Genomic DNA, 17,540 nt, shown 5'->3' on the forward strand with positions numbered 1-17,540 from the left:
TACAGTCATGGGCGCAGGCGGGTTAAAAACCTGACCGAAAGGTTCAGACCTCGGTTTGGTGGTCTCTTCGATAGGCGTAGGTATCGGCAAAACGCGACAGCAGAAACTCAGCGCAAGTGGTTGGCGGATACCGCGGTGGATGCTCGGCGTCGGTGCAGCCGGGCAGGCATTGGACTTGCGTGTCCGGATGCGGCTCGGCGAAGAACGGCATCGAATACCGGTCCACGCCCAGCGGGCTGATAACCCGGTGCAGCGTCGACACATATCGGTCGTTGCTCCAGCGCGCCATCATGTCGCCCAGATTGACCACGAACGTACCCGTAATGGGCGGCGCATCGGCCCAGTGGCCACGCACATCGCGCACTTGAAGCCCACCAGCGACATCCTGATAGAGCAGGGTGACGCAGCCATAATCGGTGTGCGCACCCGCACCTTGCTGTTGCGCGCTGGTGGCAGTGTGGCGCGGCGGGTAGTGAATCATTCGCAGCACGCTCACCGGCTGTTTGAAGCGTTGATCGAAGAAGTCCCGCTCGATGCCCAGCGCCGGGGTCATGGCGCGCAGCAACGTCGAGGCCAGGTCCTGCATGTCCAGATAATGCTGCTCCATCAGACGCTGCCAACCCGGCAAATCAGGATGGCGATTAGGGCCGCGCAGCGGTTTACCCGCCATGACATCCGGGTGATCGGCTGGCAGGTGCAAACCCATGTCGAAGGTTTCTTTCAGATCGCTTGGCAGATCAGGGTCAAGCTGCTCGGTGGCGATGGCGCCATAGCCGCGGTGATGCCGGCCTTGGATGATGTCGATCTTCAGCTTGTCGGTCAAAGGCTGGGCGAAGAATCGCTGCGCCGCGGCAATCACCTGGTCGATGCGCGCGGCGGTGATCGGATGGCCCTTGATGTAGAAAAATTCCCACTCACGGCACGCCCCGTCGATCTGCCGGGCAACTTCGTGCCAGGCCTGATCGTCGTTGCCATACAGTGGGGAAATGTCGATGACGGGAAGCGGGTTCATGCGAGCTCCGGACCAGATGAATCGTCCTGCAGCGCCCCCGACTTGCTGTAGCAGTGTCATTACAACCACCACCGCCGGCAAGCCGGGCTGCAGGAACAACCGTTGTGAGCGTTTTATTTCGGCAAATCTGCCTTCACGCCTTCAACGTAATAGTTCATCGAGGCCAGTTCCGCGTTGCTTGCCACGCTGCCCGCGGGGATTTTCACCGTACCCGCCTGGTCCTTGATCGGTCCGGTAAACGGGTGAAACGCGCCGCTTTCGATGTCTGAGATGATCTGCTGTGCCTCACCCTTCACATCCGCCGGCACCAGATCGCTGATCGGTAACTCCACGGTGCCTTCCTTCAGGCCGCCCCAGTAGTCCTGTGATTTCCAGGTGCCATCGATGACTGCCTGCGTCGCCTGGATGTAATGCGGGCCCCAATTGTTGACGATGGATGTCAGTACGGCTTTAGGGCCGAAATGCGCCATGTCCGAGGCGTACCCGACTGCGTAAACGCCGCGTCGCTCAGCCGCCTGGATCGGCGCGGGGCTGTCGGTGTGCTGGAAGATCACATCGACGCCCTGATCGATCAGGGCGTTGGCGGCGTCCGCTTCCTTGCCCGGGTCGAACCAGGAGTTGACCCACACCACCTTGATCTCGGTGCCGGGGTTGTATTTGTTCAGGGCCAGCTGGATGGCATTAATGTCGCGCAGCACTTCCGGAATCGGAAACGAGGCGACATAACCGATCTTTTTGGTTTTGGTCATCTTCGCCGCAAGGAAGCCGCCGACGTAACGGCCTTCATAGGTGCGAGCCAGGTAAGTGCCCATGTTCTTGTCCTGCTTGTAGCCCGTCGCGTGTTCGAAGGTTACCTTGGGAAATTGCTTGGCGACTTTAAGTGTCGGGTTCATATAGCCGAACGAGGTGGTGAACACCAGGTCGTAGCCGCCCTTGGCCATGTTGCGGATCACCCGCTCGGCATCCGCGCCTTCCGGAACGTTTTCGACAAAACCGGTGGTTACTTTATCGCCCAATGCCTTGGCCATGGCTTGACGGCCCTGCTCATGCTGATAGGTCCATCCGTGGTCGCCAATCGGGCCGATGTAAACAAAGCCGACTTTCAACGGATCAGCCGCAACGGCCATCAGGCTTGAACTCAGGCCAACGACAGCGGCCATGACGCACAGCAGTTTTTTCAGCGGACGATGGGAGTGAAGAGTGGAAAGCATGCAGGTCGAGCTCCTGTGGGTCTTATGGGCCAGGCCGTCTGGGCGGGGCGTTCGACTCAATGCAAAAAACTGACCAATAAGACAGGTCTCCGCATTGCACGGGTTTGTTGTGCTGCACCGGATACAGCTGTCCGCAGAGATGTTCGTACACGGTGCGCTGCCGGTTGACTACGCTGCCAACCGGTGCAAAACCGGGACGCGGGCAGTAGCACGATGTGCCAGCGCAAGCTTCGGTGACGGGTCTGATTGCACTTGTGTTGAAACCTTTATTTACAACCAGCACTCTCAACGCCTTAAGCAGTTCTCACTTCATGGGCGTGCGGCATCCGTCGCAGGGATAAAAGGCAACGATGGGCACGATTCTCAAGCAAGAAAAATTTCTCCTGTTGGCGGTGATCGCGACCTGCTTCGCCTATCCGTTCGAGCACCAATTACTCAGTCACGGCAATATGGTCGCGCTGATTGCCGGGATTGTCCTGGTCGTGTTTATCGTCTGTGCGTCGATGCGTGTCGCGCACCATGCCGAGCTGCTCGCCGAAAAGGTCGGCGACCCCTACGGCACCATGATCCTGACCCTGGCTGCGGTATTGGTCGAGGTCGTGATTCTGGCAATCATGATGAGCAACGAGCCGTCGCCCACGCTGGTGCGCGACACCATCTATTCGGCGGTCATGCTTGATGTCAACGGCATCCTCGGCCTGGCTGCGTTGATGGGCGGGCTCAAGCATGGAGAACAGTCCTACAACGATGATTCGGCACGTTCCTACAGCGTGATGATCCTGACCGCCATGGCCGTGTCGATGGTGGTGCCCGAGTTCATTCCCGAGTCGAACTGGAAGATGTATTCGGCCTTCACCATTGGCGCGATGATGTTGCTGTATGGGCTGTTTCTGCGCATGCAGGTGGGCCCGCACAGCTACTTTTTCAGCTACAGCTACCCCGACAAGAAGCGGCGCAAGGCTCAGCCTGAGCACGTCGAGAAAGAGGCAAACCTGCCGCTGTCCATCGGCATCCTGGTGTTCGGCGTGGTGATCATCGGCGCGCTGGCGGAGGTTATGTCCAAGACCGTGGACCTTGGCCTTGAGGGCAGTGGCGCTCCCCCTGTGATGACGGCCATTCTGGTTGCCGCGATTTCCGCCGCGCCTGAAATCCTCACGGCGTTGCGCGCCGCACTGGCCAACCGCATGCAATCGGTGGTGAACATCGCTTTGGGCGCATCGCTGTCCACGGTGATCCTCACCGTCCCGGTGATGGAAGCCATGGCGCTGTACACCGGCCAGCCCTTCCAGATGGCGATGACGCCGGTACAAACGGTGATGATCTTCGTGACCCTGCTGGTCAGCGCGATCAACCTCAACGACGGCGAGACCAATGCCATCGAAGGCATGACCCACTTCGTGCTGTTCGCCACGTTCGTGATGTTGTCGTTGATGGGGTTGTGAGGCAACTGCAGTCCATGTTCCTGTAGCAGTCCGGCTTGCCGGCGGTGACGGCCCGTTTTCTCGCCACCGCCGGCAAGCGGACTGCTACAGACGACTCACATCACCCCCTGATCAACTCCGCCGCCGCCTGTCTGTGATCAGCAATCAGACCTTTCAGATCCAGCCCCTCCACCTGACCATTCACCACCCTCCATTTGCCGCCGATCATTACGCGATCCGCCCGGTCCGCCCCACACAACAGCAGCGCTGACAGCGGATCATGACTGCCTGAAAAGCGCAGCTCGTCCAGCTTGAACAGCGCCAGGTCCGCCTGTTTTCCTACCGCCAGCTGGCCGATGTCGCCTCTGCCCAACAATTGTGCCGAGCCACGCGTCGCCCAACCCAGGACCCGATCGGGGGTGATCTTCTCGGCGCCATAACGCAGCCGCTGCAAATACAGCGCCTGTTTGGCCTCCAGAATCATGTTCGATCCGTCGTTGGAAGCCGAACCGTCAACCCCCAACCCGACCGGCGCGCCTGCTGCGGTCAGATCCAGCGTCGGGCAGATGCCGGACGCCAGGCGCATGTTCGAACTCGGACAATGACAGATACCTGTTCGCGCTTGGCCCAGGCGTGCGATTTCCTGTGCATTGAAATGGATGCCGTGGGCCAGCCACGTACGCGGTCCGAGCCAACCTACGCTGTCCAGGTAATCCACCGTACGCAGCCCGAATCGTTGCAGGCAGAAGTCTTCCTCATCGAGGGTTTCGGCCAGATGCGTATGCAGGCGAACATCGAGTTTTTCTGCCAGTGCAGCACTTTCGGCCATGATCTCGGTGGTGACTGAAAACGGCGAACAGGGCGCCAGTGCAATCTGAATCTGCGCACCATCATCGCGTTCGTGATAGCAATCGATCAGACGCTGGCTGTCCTCCAGAATGACCTGACCCTGCTGAACGGTCTGTTGCGGCGGGAGCCCGCCATCGGCTTCACCGAGGCTCATCGAACCGCGCGTCAACATCGCACGCATGCCCAATTCGCGGACACTCTGAACCTGAACGTCGATGGCATTTTCCAATCCGTCCGGGAACAGATAATGATGGTCGGCCGCCGTGGTGCAGCCGGACAGCAACAGCTCGGTCAACGCGACCTTGCTTGCCAGTGCCAGTTTGGCCGGTGTCAGGCGCGCCCACACCGGATATAGCGTCTTCAGCCACGGGAACAGCGGCTGGTTCACCACCGGTGCCCAGGCACGGGTCAGGGTTTGATAGAAGTGGTGATGGGTGTTGATCAGGCCTGGCAGCAGCACATGCTCGCGCGCATCGAAGACCTGATTGCAGGGCTTCTCGGGCGACTGGCCTGTGGCGAGCAGTTCAACGATTACGCCGTTCTCGACCACCAGCCCGCCTCGGGCATCGAGATCGTTGGCAGTGAACACAGCAAGGGGATTTTTCAACCAGATACGGATCGCAGGCATTGGCCGGCTCCTCTGAAAGTGGGTTCAGGTAGCCAGCTCAGTTTTGCCCTGTCTGCTGATCCAGGGTCGCCGCGACCTTGAACACATGTCGCGAGGCGAGGGTGGGGAGTTTAGGGTGCTGTTGAAAGCCGATGCAAGGGCATCGGTCGGGCGCTGCAGCAGCACGCTTCGTCGTCGGTAAGCGGTGTGGAATAACCACCGTCGGCAAGTTGCTGCTGCAAATGTGCGCGCCAGCTATCAGTTTTGTGCATCACCGCTGATACGAACGGCGAAGTATCACCAGGGAATCGTCTCACCCTTGTAGTTGACGAAATGATGTCCACCTTCTCCGGCAAAGCGTTCAAGTTGTTCGACGATGCCGCGCACGCTGGTTTGGACGTCTATGTCGGCGCCGTCGCCGCCCATGGCGGTGCGAACCCAGCCCGGGTGCATGGACAGCACGGTCGGTTTGTTGTCGCCCAACTGGCTGACGAAAGTGTTGGTCATCGAATTAAGGGCCGCCTTGCTGGCCTTATAGAGGGCCATTTCCGGAGCGTCGGGCATCGTGACACTGCCGAGCACCGAGCTCATGAACGCGATGACGCCGGTGCCGGGGCGGATCTGCCCGACAAAACGTTTGGCCAAGCGGATGGGGGCGACAGCATTGGTCAAAAACAGCTGGCCCAGTTCGCCAGCCGTAGCGTCAGTTGGGTTGTCGTGCAGGGGGCCCATGATCCCGGCGTTGACGAATAAAAGGTCATAGACCTGATCCCTAAGGTTGAGCGCGAGGACTTCAAGGGACGATTGCTCGTCCAGGTCCAACGTTTGAATGTGCACGCCGGGGACGGCTTTCAAGTCATCGGCCTTGTGTGCATCGCGGACGGTGGCGGTAACGTCCCATCCCAGTTCGGTTAGGCGTTGTACCAGCCCCAGACCCAGGCCGCGGGAGGCGCCGATGATCAGCGCGGTTTTGTTGGCAGGCATGAATGTCACTCCTAGCAGATCGAAACGAAGCAGCGTTAGCAGGGTTGACCGCAGTCGGCTTCAGGAATTTGTTTTTCCGGCGCAACGGTCAGTCCTGCCAATGCTCAGTGCCCCGACTGCCGGGGTTGCCCGAGGGACACCGGTGCATACAGTCGAGTGCGCACTGCGTTGCGCGACAGTAACACCAGCACCACGATCGTCGCGACGTACGGCAGCATTGCCAGTAGATTCGAAGGAATGGCCAGCCCGACACCTTGGGCAACCAGATACAGGATGCTGGCGAAACCGAAAAGATAGGCGCCCAGCAGCAATCGCCCTACCCGCCAACTGGCGAAAACGACCAGTGCCAAAGCGATCCATCCCCTGCCTGCGCTCATGTTTTCTGCCCACATCGGTGTGTAGGCCAGCGACAGATAAGCGCCGGCAAGCCCGGCCATCGCTCCACCGAACAGCACCGACAGCGTGCGTACCCACAGTACCGGCAGCCCCATCGCACTTGCAGCGTTTGGGTTTTCTCCGACCGCCTGTATGACCAGTCCCACACGACTTTTCTGCAGCGTCCAGGCCACCGCGGCGAATAGGGCGAATGACAGATACACCAGGACATCTTGTGCGAAGAGCATTCGTCCAATCAGTGGAACGTCGCTCAGCCACGGGATCACGATTGGCTCGAAGCCGGTCAATGGCTTGCCTACCCATGCGGCACCGATGAAGCTCGACAAGCCGACGCCGAAAATCGTCAGCGCCAGCCCGGTAGCCACCTGGTTGGCGTTGAACAGCAGTGCCACCAGGGCGAACAGCGATGACAGCAGCATGCCTGCAAGAATCGCCAGCAATACGCCCAGCCATAGACTGCCGGTGCTCAACGCGACGATGAAACCGATCACCGCACCAAACAGCATCATGCCTTCCTGCCCCAGATTCAGGACGCCACTCTTCTCGCAGACCAATTCGCCCAGCGCCACCAGCAGCAATGGAGTTCCGCAACGCACGGTGGCGAACAGAATGTTACTCAACAGATCAATATCCATCACACGGCTCCCGGCACGGTGGCCATCTGGCGGCGGCCCCAGCGCCATTTGAGGCGTGGGCGGTAAAGAATCAGCACATCGCAGGCCAGCAGGAAGAACAGCATCATTCCCTGAAACAACTGCGTAATCGCTTGAGGCAAATTGAGTGTCATCTGCGCGCTTTCGCCCCCTAGGTACAGCAGCGCCATGAGCAGGCTGGCGAACAGAATGCCCAAGGGATTCAGCCGCCCCAGGAAGGCCACAGTAATTGCCGCGTAGCCGTAGCCGGGTGAGACCTGCGGTACCAGCTGGCCGAGCGGCCCCGTTACTTCACAGACGCCCGCCAGCCCGGCCAGCCCGCCACTGATCAACAGTGCCAGCCAAATCAGACCTTTCTCACGAAAGCCGACGAATCCGGCTGCACGTTTGTCCAGCCCAAGAACCTTGATCTGAAAGCCGACGAAGCTGCGTTGCAGCAAAACCCACACCGCCACGAGCGCCAGCAGCGCAAAATACACCCCGGCATGCACGCGGACGTCTTCGCTCAACAGCGGCAGTCGACTGGCGTCGCCGAACATGGCGGACTCAGGGAAATTCATGCCTGCAGGGTCTTTCAGCGGACCGTGTACGAAATACAGCAGCAAGTTGAGGGCGATGTAGTTGAGCATGATGCTGGTAAGGATTTCGTTGGCATTGAAATGGGTGCGCAGCCAGGCAGTCAGCCCTGCCCACGCGGCCCCGGCCGTTGTGCCTGCGAACAGAATCAGCACCAGCACCCAGCGACTGTCGACATCGATCACATTGACCGCAACCGCACTGCCGGCCAGCGCGCCGATCAACAGTTGACCTTCGGCGCCGATGTTCCAGATCCGCGCCTGATAGGCCACGGCAAGGCCCAGCGCGCATAGCAGAATCGGCAGCGCCTTGATCATCAACTCGGACACGCCATACAGATCGCTGACCGGCACGACCAGCAGCGTGTGCAGGGTTAACAGCGGATCGAGCCCCAATGCCATAAAGAGCAGCGAGCCCGACACCAGGGTCAGGAGGGCTGCGAGCAGCGGGGAAAACCACAACATCGCGCGTGACTGTTGCCCGCGCGGTTCCAGTGAGAGCAACATCGCCATCTCCGTTAAATAAGTCGTTGAATCCGGTCGTCAGACCTGCGTGGTCGCGTCAGCTCGAGAGGCTGCGGCATCAAATTGACCGGCCATCCAGCCGCCGACCTGCACCTGACTGATCTGCGCGGTTGGCGCCAATCCTGACAAGCGACCACCTGACAAGGCCGCCATCCGATCGCTGATCTGGAACAGCTCGTCGAGGTCTTCGGAAATCACCAGAATGGCCGCGCCCGCGTCGCGCAGGGCGATCAATGCACGATGAATAGCAGCAGCAGCGCCGACATCCACACCCCAGGTCGGATGAGCGGCGACCAGCAGTTTCGGGTTTTGCAGGATTTCGCGACCGAGGATGAATTTCTGCAGGTTACCGCCTGACAGGTTGCGGGCAGCGGTTTGCGCATTGGGCGTCTTTACGGCGAAACGCTGAATGATGGTTTCAGCCAGCACCTTGACCTTGCTGCGTTGGATCAGCCCTTTGCTCACAAGCCCTTGCTGAAACGCTGTGAGTAGTGCGTTGTCCGCCAGGCTCATGTCAGGCACTGCGCCATGACCGAGGCGCTCCGCCGGAACAACGGCCAGGCCTTGTCTGCGTCTTGCGTCCGGTCGCAGGTGGGCGATGGGCTTCCCGGCTAAGCGAACACGCCGGGCGTCGAGTCGGCTCAGGGTGTGCTCGCCACTGAGCAGGGCCAGCAATTCGTCCTGGCCATTGCCCGCGACTCCGGCGATGCCGACGATCTCGCCGCTGCGTACCTCTAGCTCGACTTCGCTCAGCGAGCAGCCGAAGGGGTCTGGGTTATGCCACGAGAGTTTGTCCACCTGTAGAAATGGCGAGCTGCCGCACGCCTTCGGGTAATGCGCGACCAGCCCCTCGGCATCGCCCACCATCAGCTGCGCCAGTTGCAGATCGCTGCATTCGGCTGGCACGCAATGCCCTGAAACCTTACCGCCGCGAAGGACGGTGGCGCTGTGACAAAGCGCGCGCACCTCACCCAGCTTGTGGCTGATGAACAGAATGCTGCAGCCTTCATGGGCCAGCCTACGCAGGGTGACGAACAGATCCTCGGCCTCCAATGGCGTCAGCACCGAAGTGGGTTCATCGAGAATCAACAGGCGGATGTCCTGCATCAGGCAGCGAATGATCTCAACCTTCTGTCGCTCACCGATGGACAGGCTGTGCACCAGTCGCTGGGGTTCGAGCGCCATGCCATAGCGCTGCGAGACGTGGCGGATCTTCGGTTCCAGTTGTTTCGGCGTACCGGCAGCCGCGCCCATGGCCAAGGCAATGTTTTGCGCAACGGTCAGGGTTTCGAACAGCGAAAAGTGCTGGAACACCATGCCAATGCCCAGTTCCCGGGCCTGAGCCGGGTTGCGCATGGCCAGCGTCTTGCCTTGCCAGACAAGCTGGCCCGCATCGGGTTGCACCACGCCATAGATGATCTTCATCAGCGTGCTCTTGCCTGCGCCGTTCTCGCCGAGTAGCGCGTGGATTTCGCCCGGCGCGATGCTCAGGTCGATGGCGTCATTGGCGAGACATCCCGGGTATCGCTTGGTGATTTGGCGCAGTTGCAGACGCGCCTGATTCGTTGGCTGGGGCATGAGAGGCTCAGTGAGAGTGGGATCGCCCTTGGATGTAGCAATTTCTTGGCCAGCTGGTCAGGTTTTCGTCGCGTGTGCGATCGGATAGTGCAGAATCCTGTACCGGCAAAGGCTTGCCAGTGCTTGCGTCATTGGAATCGTTGGCGTTGGCAGATGGTCGTGCTGCCACGATGAAGATCGATAAGGGCAACGCCATACCAGGTGGCACCGCATCAGGGCGCTGCATTTGTTGCGCGTTACAAATTGGTTCACGTGCGTTGGCTAAAAATTAACCACATGTCGACAGGCGAGCTTGCTTCAGAGTCGTGGGCAACCTTGCACGTGTTATCCACAGGTTGTTCCACAGCTGCGGTGTGCAAACGCGTTTAGGCGATATAAACAAGCGCAGATTAGGAACAATTCGCAATAACTGCAGTTAACTGTCTGTTTTCCAGAAGGTTTCTGCAGTGGATAAAACCAATTGATCAAAAAACGATCACCACTCTCAAGCCCAGGTATTCCGCGGCCTGTGTACGGATGTGCTCAGCTTGTCCACAAGCAGGTGCACAGTAGGTGTGGGCAACTTGTGCCAGCAGACCTGACCGGAAGTTAGTCAGGAGTCTTGCTGCAGGTGCAGCATGATGCGTCCGCGGCTAATGTCGGAGAGCTGACGCTGATAGCGTTCGACCTGTTCCGGTCCCAGAGCGATCAACAGCTCCACGCCGGCCGCAGTAAAGGTCTCGTTCTGCACCAGGCCGTTCAATTCGGCCAGGCGCAGTTTCACCAATGCCAGCTCGCTGAAGTTGCAATCGAAACTGAACGCGACGCGGTTGATCAGCGGCAAGCGTTCAGCCTGTTGCAGGCACTTATTTGCCCCGCCGCCGTATGCTCTGGCCAGCCCTCCGGTGCCCAGCTGAATGCCGCCGTACCAGCGAATCACTAATACCACGACCTGATCGAAGTCTTGCGCCTCAATGGCTGCGAGAATCGGCCGACCTGCCGTGCCCCCTGGCTCGCCGTCGTCAGTGCTGCGGTACTGCGCGCCCAACTTCCAGGCCCAGCAGTTGTGCGTGGCGTTGAGATCGCTGTTGTGTTCGATGAAGGCTTGGGCGTCGGCGGGGCTGTTGATCGGGGTGGCCAGGGTGATGAAGCGGCTCTTGCGAATTTCTTCACGAAACTCACAAGGACCGACGAGGGTAGATGGCATGAAGATTCCAGCTGACTATCAGGATTGGTCTTGCGTTCGGATCGCAGCCTGCAGCCCGCAACCCTTGAGAATGATACGGATCAGATTATCGCCTGCTTGCTCCATATCCTGCTTGGTCAGCCGCGTACGCCCGGTGACCTGACATATTTGCGTGGCGAAATCGGCGTAATGCTGAGTGCTGCCCCACAGAAGGAAGATTAGGTGCACCGGGTCGACCGGGTCCATCTTGCCCGCGTCGATCCAGGCCTGAAACACCGAGGCACGCCCCTGAAACCATGCTCGGTAATCCTGGCTGAAATATTCATTCAGGCATTCGCCGCCGCTGATGATTTCCATGGCGAAGATGCGCGACGCTTGCGGCTGACGTCGGGAGAACTCCATCTTGGCGCGGATATAGTGGGTCAGCGCCTGGGCTGGGTCGTCCTCGACTTTGAGATTGTTAAAGGTGCTGTCCCACAGCTCGATGATGTTGCTCAACACCGCGATGTACAGGCCCAACTTATTGGTGAAGTAGTAGTGCAGATTGGCTTTGGGCAGACCGGCATTTTGCGCGATGGTGTTCATGCTCGTGCCTTTGAATCCGTGACGCGCGAACTCGTCCTCGGCAGCTTTCATGATCGTTTCTTCGTTCTTCTGACGAATGCGGCTCGCCGGTTTGGTGGCGCTGACGCTGTGAGCAGGGACTTCAAGGGTCATGTGCAGTTCCAGACGGATCATTGGGTGCGGCGGGGTGAACAGATAACGCACCCGAGACGATCCGGCAAGCCGTGGCAATGCAATTTAATGCTCAATGGCTGGGCTTTCATGCTTTTTTTCAGCAACGACCTCCTTGCCTTCGGGCAGCAGCAGGCTCATCACCAGCGCCGTTATGCCACCGCTGGTGATCGCCGAGTCGAACAGGTTCTGCACCAGTTGTGGTAACTGGTGCAACAGGGCCGGTTGCGCAGCGATCCCCAGACCGACGCCAAACGATGTCGCGATGATCAACATGCTGCGACGGTCCAGCGGCGACTGAGACAGAATGCGAACCCCCGCTGCGGCAACACTGCCAAACATGACCAAGGTTGCGCCGCCCAGAACCGGCTTGGGGATCTGTTGAACAATCGCACCGATGACAGGGAAAAGGCCGAGCAAAAACAGGGTTGCTCCGATGTAGAGGCCGACGTACCGGCTGGCCACGCCCGTCAGTTGAATCACGCCGTTGTTCTGCGCGAACGTGGTGTTGGGGAAGGCGCTGAATGTAGCGGCGATCATGCAGCTTACGCCGTCGCCCAACACGCCGCCCTTTAGCCGTGCAATGTACTGGGGGCCTTTGATTGGCTCGCGGGACAGCATGCAGTTGGCCGTCAGATCACCGACGGTTTCGATGCTGCTGATCAGATAAATCAGCGCAACGGGTAGGAAAGCAGCCCAGTCAAAGTGCAAGCCAAAGCGAAACGGCACCGGGATGCTGATCAGGGCGACATCACTGACGGCGTGAGGAACGAGCTTACCGCTGAACCATGCGGCGATACTGCCAGCGGCCAGGCCGGCGATGATGGCTGACAAGCGCACCCAAGGGGTGGTCGAGCGGTTCAGCAGGATGATCACCAGTAGCACGAACGCACCCAGGAACAAGTTAATCGGGTCTCCAAAGTCCGGGGCATTGAAGCCGCCACCCAGATCGGTCACGCCCACCTTAATCAGGCTAACGCCGATCAGGGTAATGACGATGCCCGTTACCAGCGGCGTGATGACGCGGCGCAATTGGCCGATGAAACGGCTGAGAACGATCTGTACGATGGCGCCGAAAAGACACACGCCGAACACCATCGCCATGATGTCCTCGGGGCTGCCGCCGCGTTGCTTGACCATAAAACCGGCAGAAAGCACCGCACCGAGGAACGCGAAGCTGGTGCCTTGCAGGCAGATCATTCCCGCGCCGATGCCAAACGGACGACGAGCCTGGATGAAAGTCCCTACACCTGAAACCATCAACGCCATGCTGATGAGGTAAGGCAAATAGGCGCCCAGTCCCAATGCCGAACCGATGATCAGCGGCGGTGTAATGATGCCGACGAATGCCGCCAGCACATGCTGGATAGCGGCAAGCATGGCAGGCCCGGGTTTGGGCCGGTCATTGAGTCCATAGATCAGGTCGTTGGTGTTTGTCGCTTCAGGCTGCATGCTGGATTCTCGGTTTTGTGTTTAACCAGGTTGGTGAGCCTGTCCACTTTCGAAACGCCCTGGTTCTTTGAGAGTCGGCCGTTGACGAGGGTTTTCAGACGCTACAGATACCAGGTCGCACATCGACCCGAAATATCCCACCGACATCAGTCGCTATTGCAAAAACCTGTCCAACTGATCAGATACTTTTCTGAAAATTTTGTTTATGTCTATATATAACATAGGGTTACGTTGTTTAACCCAGCTAACTAAGCCGTGTTAGTCACTCGCGTTATCGTACTCGGAAGCCTCAGCGTGTGGCGGCCAGGCTCTCCAGGAAACTTTCCAGCACCAAATGAGGGCGGCGACCTTTACGGGTGACCGTGACCAAACACAAGTCATAAAAGCGTGCGTAGGGTTTTAAGGCGCGCAGGCGACCTTGTTGTACCCAGAGCGATGCGTAGTGATCAGGCAGATAGCCTATATAGCGCCCCGTGAGGATCAGAAAGGCCATGCCCTCGCGGTCCGACGCACTGGCCGTGCATTTGAGCGCCTGATAATGCGCCTGTATTTCTGCAGGCAGGCGGAAGGTCGGTGCAATCGCCTCCTGATCTGCCAGTCGTTCGTCGCCCAACTGAGCATCGTCCACATAAAACAGCGGATGGCCGACTGCGCAGTACAGCAACGAGCGTTCGCCGTAGAGCGCTTGGTACTCAAGGCCCGACAGGGCATTGGCTTGTGGCACGACGCCGACATGCAGGCTGCCATCTAGCACACCCTGCTCGACTTCATTAGGCGCGATCATGCGGATATTGATGTGCACATCGGGTCCGCGCTCTTTTAGATGCGAGAGCGCGTGAGTGATGCGCATGTGGGGGAGGGTGACCAGGTTGTCGGTCAGGCCGATATTCAGCTCACCTCGCAAATGTCGGTGAAGGCCATTGACCTCTGTGCGAAAACTTTCCAGGGCACTCAATAGTTGAAGCGATGACTGATAGACCTCGCGCCCCTCTTCTGTCAGGGAGAAACCGGCTCGGCCGCGCTGGCACAGGCGCAACCCCAAGCGTTGCTCCAAATCGCTCATCTGCTGGCTGATGGCAGAGCGGCCGATGCCCAGTGCACTTTCGGCCGCCGAGAAACCTCCCGATTCGACTACACTTCGGAAGATGCGCAATAGCCGGATATCAAAGTCGCTGACCTGGGCCAGCGGATCAGAACGGCGTGTACTCATTGTTTAGTAGTCCACCAACTAAAGATCATAAATGCAGGGTTTTAGCGACTTTATGCCCGTGGCAACGTAGCTGCAATACGGCTCTGCTTCCTGACCCCCGACGCATGAAGCCAGGCCACCCACGCCCTTGTGAGGTTATTTTCAATGAATATGCCCGAGTCGTCCGATATGTCCCTGGCCAGCCAGCTCAGGCTTGACGCGCACTGGATGCCCTACACCGCAAACCGCAATTTCCAGCGCGATCCGCGACTGATCGTGGCGGCCGAGGGCAGTTATCTGACTGATGATAAAGGCCGCAAAATCTACGACGGGCTTTCCGGTCTGTGGACTTGTGGTGCAGGGCATACCCGTAAGGAAATCCAGGAAGCCGTCGCCAAACAGCTGGGCACTCTGGACTACTCGCCTGCATTCCAATTTGGCCATCCGCTGTCATTCCAGCTGGCGGAGAAAATCACCGACCTGGCACCGGGCAACTTGAACCATGTGTTCTACACCGACTCCGGGTCTGAGTGCGCCGATACCGCAGTGAAGATGGTGCGTGCCTATTGGCGCCTCAAAGGCCAGGCGACCAAGACCAAGATGATCGGTCGTGCGCGGGGATACCACGGCGTGAATATCGCCGGTACCAGCCTGGGCGGGGTGAATGGCAACCGCAAAATGTTCGGCCAGTTGATGGATGTCGATCATCTGCCCCACACCTTGCTCGCCAGCAATGCGTTTTCCCGTGGCATGCCGGAGCAGGGCGGTATCGCGCTGGCCGATGAAATGCTCAAGCTCATCGAGTTGCACGATGCCTCGAACATCGCGGCGGTAATTGTCGAGCCAATGGCGGGCTCTGCCGGTGTGATCGTTCCGCCGCAAGGCTACTTGAAGCGTCTTCGCGAAATCTGCGATCAGCACAATATCCTTCTGATTTTTGATGAGGTGATCACCGGCTTCGGTCGCACCGGTTCGATGTTCGGCGCCGACAGCTTTGGCGTGACGCCGGACCTGATGTGCATTGCCAAGCAGGTGACCAATGGCGCGATTCCGATGGGCGCGGTGATTGCCAGCAGCGAGATTTACCAGACCTTCATGAATCAGCCGACGCCTGAGTATGCGGTGGAATTTCCCCACGGCTACACCTATTCGGCACACCCAGTTGCCTGCGCCGCGGGTTTGGCGGCGCTGGATATCCTCAAGCGCGAGAACCTGGTTCAGCAAGTTGCGCAAACCGCGCCGCATTTCGAAAACTCGCTCCACGGTCTCAAGGGCAGCAAGAACGTCATCGACATCCGTAACTACGGGCTGGCAGGCGCTATTCAAATCGCTGCCCGTGACGGCGATGCAATCGTTCGTCCGTTCGAAGCGGCGATGAAGCTGTGGAAGGCTGGCTTCTACGTTCGCTTTGGCGGCGACACCCTGCAGTTCGGGCCAACGTTCAACAGCAAGCCAGAGGATCTTGATCGCATGTTCGATGCCGTGGGCGAAGCGCTCAATCAGATCGACTGATCCCCTCTTCTTAATCTACAGGCGCGCGCGGATGCGCCTGCAAGCACTCTTTTTTCGGAGTAACGCATGAGCAACATTCAACACCTGATCCATGGAGAACTGGTCAGCGACAGCGGCCGTACGGCCGACGTGTTTAACCCGTCCACCGGTCAGGCCATTCACAAGGTCCCCTTGGCCAGCCGCGAAACCGTACAGCAGGCGATCGATTCAGCCAAAGCAGCGTTTCCGGCCTGGCGCAATACGCCACCTGCCAAGCGCGCGCAAGTGATGTTCCGTTTCAAGCAACTGCTTGAGCAAAATGAGGCGCGCATCGCCCAGCTGATCAGTGAAGAACACGGCAAGACCCTGGAAGATGCCGCCGGTGAGCTGAAGCGGGGTATAGAGAATGTCGAATACGCCAGCGCCGCGCCGGAGATCCTCAAGGGCGAGTACAGCCGCAATGTCGGTCCGAACATCGACGCGTGGTCCGACTTCCAACCGCTGGGCGTGGTCGCAGGCATTACCCCGTTCAACTTTCCCGCGATGGTGCCACTGTGGATGTATCCCCTGGCGATCGCTTGCGGTAACTGCTTTATCCTCAAGCCTTCGGAGCGCGACCCGAGTTCGACCCTGTTGATCGCACAGCTGCTGCACGAGGCCGGCCTGCCTAAGGGCGTGCTTAACGTGGTACACGGCGACAAGGCGGCGGTCGATGCGCTGATAGATGCGCCTGAAGTGAAAGCGTTGAGCTTTGTCGGGTCAACGCCGATTGCTGAGTACATCTATAAGGAGGCTACCGCTCGCGGCAAGCGCGTTCAGGCGCTGGGGGGCGCTAAGAACCACGCCGTGCTGATGCCGGATGCGGATCTGGACAATGCGGTGAGTGCACTGATGGGCGCTGCCTACGGCTCGTGCGGCGAGCGTTGCATGGCGATCTCGGTTGCAGTGTGCGTGGGCGATCAGATTGCCGACACCCTTATTACCAAACTGGTTCCGCAGATCAAAGCATTGAAGATTGGTGCAGGGACGACTTGCGGTCTGGACATGGGGCCGTTGGTGACCGGTCAGCATCGCGACAAGGTCAGTGGCTATATAGAAGATGGTATTGCTGCGGGTGCCAGGCTGGTGGTCGACGGCCGTGGCCTTACCGTATCCGGGCATGAAGACGGCTTCTTTTTGGGCGGCTGCCTGTTCGATCAAGTCACCGCCCAAATGCGCATCTATAAAGAAGAAATCTTCGGCCCGGTATTGTGCATCGTTCGTGTAAACAGTCTTGAGCAGGCCATGCAACTGATCAATGATCACGAGTATGGCAACGGCACCTGCATCTTTACCCGTGACGGCGAAGCTGCACGCTTATTCTGCGACGAGATCGAAGTTGGCATGGTAGGCGTAAACGTGCCATTGCCGGTACCGGTTGCCTACCACAGCTTTGGCGGCTGGAAGCGTTCTTTGTTCGGCGACCTGCATGCCTACGGCCCTGACGGCGTGCGCTTCTATACTCGTCGTAAAGCAATTACCCAGCGTTGGCCGCAGCGCGCAAGTCATGAAGCGTCGCAATTCGCGTTTCCGAGCCTCTGAGAAGTAGGCGCAAGACTTGAGTCTTAAGCCGCAGGCGGGCAGGGCAACCACCTCTTGCGGCTCTACGCTAAAAACTTTCAGCTTTTTGAAATTAAGTGTTGACGCCCCTCTGGATG

Annotated in this window: 14 protein-coding genes; 3 read left to right on the forward strand and 11 right to left on the reverse strand. The window is 58.9% G+C overall.

The features are described 5' to 3' along the window. Positions 1-43: 43 nt before the first annotated feature. Positions 44-1,012, reverse strand: a complete 969-nt coding sequence (locus B3I26_RS27940) for a 2-oxoglutarate and iron-dependent oxygenase domain-containing protein (RefSeq protein ID WP_296262651.1) — start codon at positions 1,010-1,012, stop codon at positions 44-46. A 113-nt stretch (positions 1,013-1,125) separates the two neighbouring features. After that, entirely contained in the window at positions 1,126-2,223 is a 1,098-nt protein-coding gene (locus tag B3I26_RS27945; RefSeq protein WP_296262652.1) for a BMP family ABC transporter substrate-binding protein, read from the reverse strand. A gap of 350 nt (positions 2,224-2,573) precedes the next feature. Between B3I26_RS27945 and B3I26_RS27950 the strand changes: the two genes are divergently transcribed. Then, entirely contained in the window at positions 2,574-3,665 is a 1,092-nt protein-coding gene (locus tag B3I26_RS27950; RefSeq protein WP_296262653.1) for a calcium:proton antiporter, read from the forward strand. Between the two features lie 100 nt (positions 3,666-3,765). On the opposite strand, the gene B3I26_RS27955 is transcribed toward B3I26_RS27950, so the two are convergent. The 9 genes from B3I26_RS27955 to B3I26_RS27995 form a co-directional block, all read right to left on the reverse strand. Continuing rightward, positions 3,766-5,121: an 8-oxoguanine deaminase gene (locus tag B3I26_RS27955; RefSeq protein ID WP_296262654.1), complete on the reverse strand. Its 1,356-nt coding sequence runs from the start codon at positions 5,119-5,121 to the stop codon at positions 3,766-3,768. Between the two features lie 276 nt (positions 5,122-5,397). Further along, positions 5,398-6,084 carry an SDR family oxidoreductase gene (locus B3I26_RS27960; RefSeq protein ID WP_296262655.1) on the reverse strand — a complete coding sequence of 229 codons (687 nt, stop codon included), beginning with the start codon at positions 6,082-6,084 and terminating at the stop codon, positions 5,398-5,400. Between the two features lie 104 nt (positions 6,085-6,188). Further along, positions 6,189-7,115: an ABC transporter permease gene (locus B3I26_RS27965; protein WP_296262656.1), complete on the reverse strand. Its 927-nt coding sequence runs from the start codon at positions 7,113-7,115 to the stop codon at positions 6,189-6,191. After that, complete coding sequence (locus tag B3I26_RS27970) at positions 7,115-8,215, reverse strand: ABC transporter permease (protein ID WP_296262657.1); 1,101 nt, start codon at positions 8,213-8,215, stop codon at positions 7,115-7,117. The genes B3I26_RS27965 and B3I26_RS27970 overlap by 1 nt, the downstream gene beginning before the upstream one ends. A gap of 36 nt (positions 8,216-8,251) precedes the next feature. Then, a complete protein-coding gene (locus B3I26_RS27975) occupies positions 8,252-9,811 on the reverse strand; it encodes an ABC transporter ATP-binding protein (protein ID WP_296262658.1) in 1,560 nt (519 codons plus the stop codon). A gap of 592 nt (positions 9,812-10,403) precedes the next feature. Then, positions 10,404-10,997 carry an IMPACT family protein gene (locus B3I26_RS27980; RefSeq protein WP_296262659.1) on the reverse strand — a complete coding sequence of 198 codons (594 nt, stop codon included), beginning with the start codon at positions 10,995-10,997 and terminating at the stop codon, positions 10,404-10,406. Between the two features lie 18 nt (positions 10,998-11,015). After that, the gene (locus B3I26_RS27985; RefSeq protein WP_296262666.1) at positions 11,016-11,693 is read right to left on the reverse strand and encodes a TetR/AcrR family transcriptional regulator; all 678 of its coding nucleotides are present in this window, start codon (positions 11,691-11,693) and stop codon (positions 11,016-11,018) included. Positions 11,694-11,777: 84 nt separating this feature from the next. Beyond that, complete coding sequence (locus B3I26_RS27990) at positions 11,778-13,163, reverse strand: uracil-xanthine permease family protein (protein ID WP_296262660.1); 1,386 nt, start codon at positions 13,161-13,163, stop codon at positions 11,778-11,780. A 289-nt stretch (positions 13,164-13,452) separates the two neighbouring features. Beyond that, the gene (locus B3I26_RS27995) at positions 13,453-14,373 is read right to left on the reverse strand and encodes a LysR family transcriptional regulator (RefSeq protein WP_296262661.1); all 921 of its coding nucleotides are present in this window, start codon (positions 14,371-14,373) and stop codon (positions 13,453-13,455) included. 144 nt (positions 14,374-14,517) lie between these two features. Between B3I26_RS27995 and B3I26_RS28000 the strand changes: the two genes are divergently transcribed. Together B3I26_RS28000 and B3I26_RS28005 are read left to right on the forward strand one after the other, a co-directional pair. Next, positions 14,518-15,864, forward strand: a complete 1,347-nt coding sequence (locus tag B3I26_RS28000; RefSeq protein WP_296262662.1) for an aspartate aminotransferase family protein — start codon at positions 14,518-14,520, stop codon at positions 15,862-15,864. A gap of 66 nt (positions 15,865-15,930) precedes the next feature. After that, entirely contained in the window at positions 15,931-17,424 is a 1,494-nt protein-coding gene (locus B3I26_RS28005; protein ID WP_296262663.1) for a CoA-acylating methylmalonate-semialdehyde dehydrogenase, read from the forward strand. The last annotated feature ends 116 nt before the right edge of the window (positions 17,425-17,540 follow it).

Source organism: Pseudomonas sp. UBA5706 (assembly GCF_002419965.1).
Taxonomy (GTDB): domain Bacteria; phylum Pseudomonadota; class Gammaproteobacteria; order Pseudomonadales; family Pseudomonadaceae; genus Aquipseudomonas.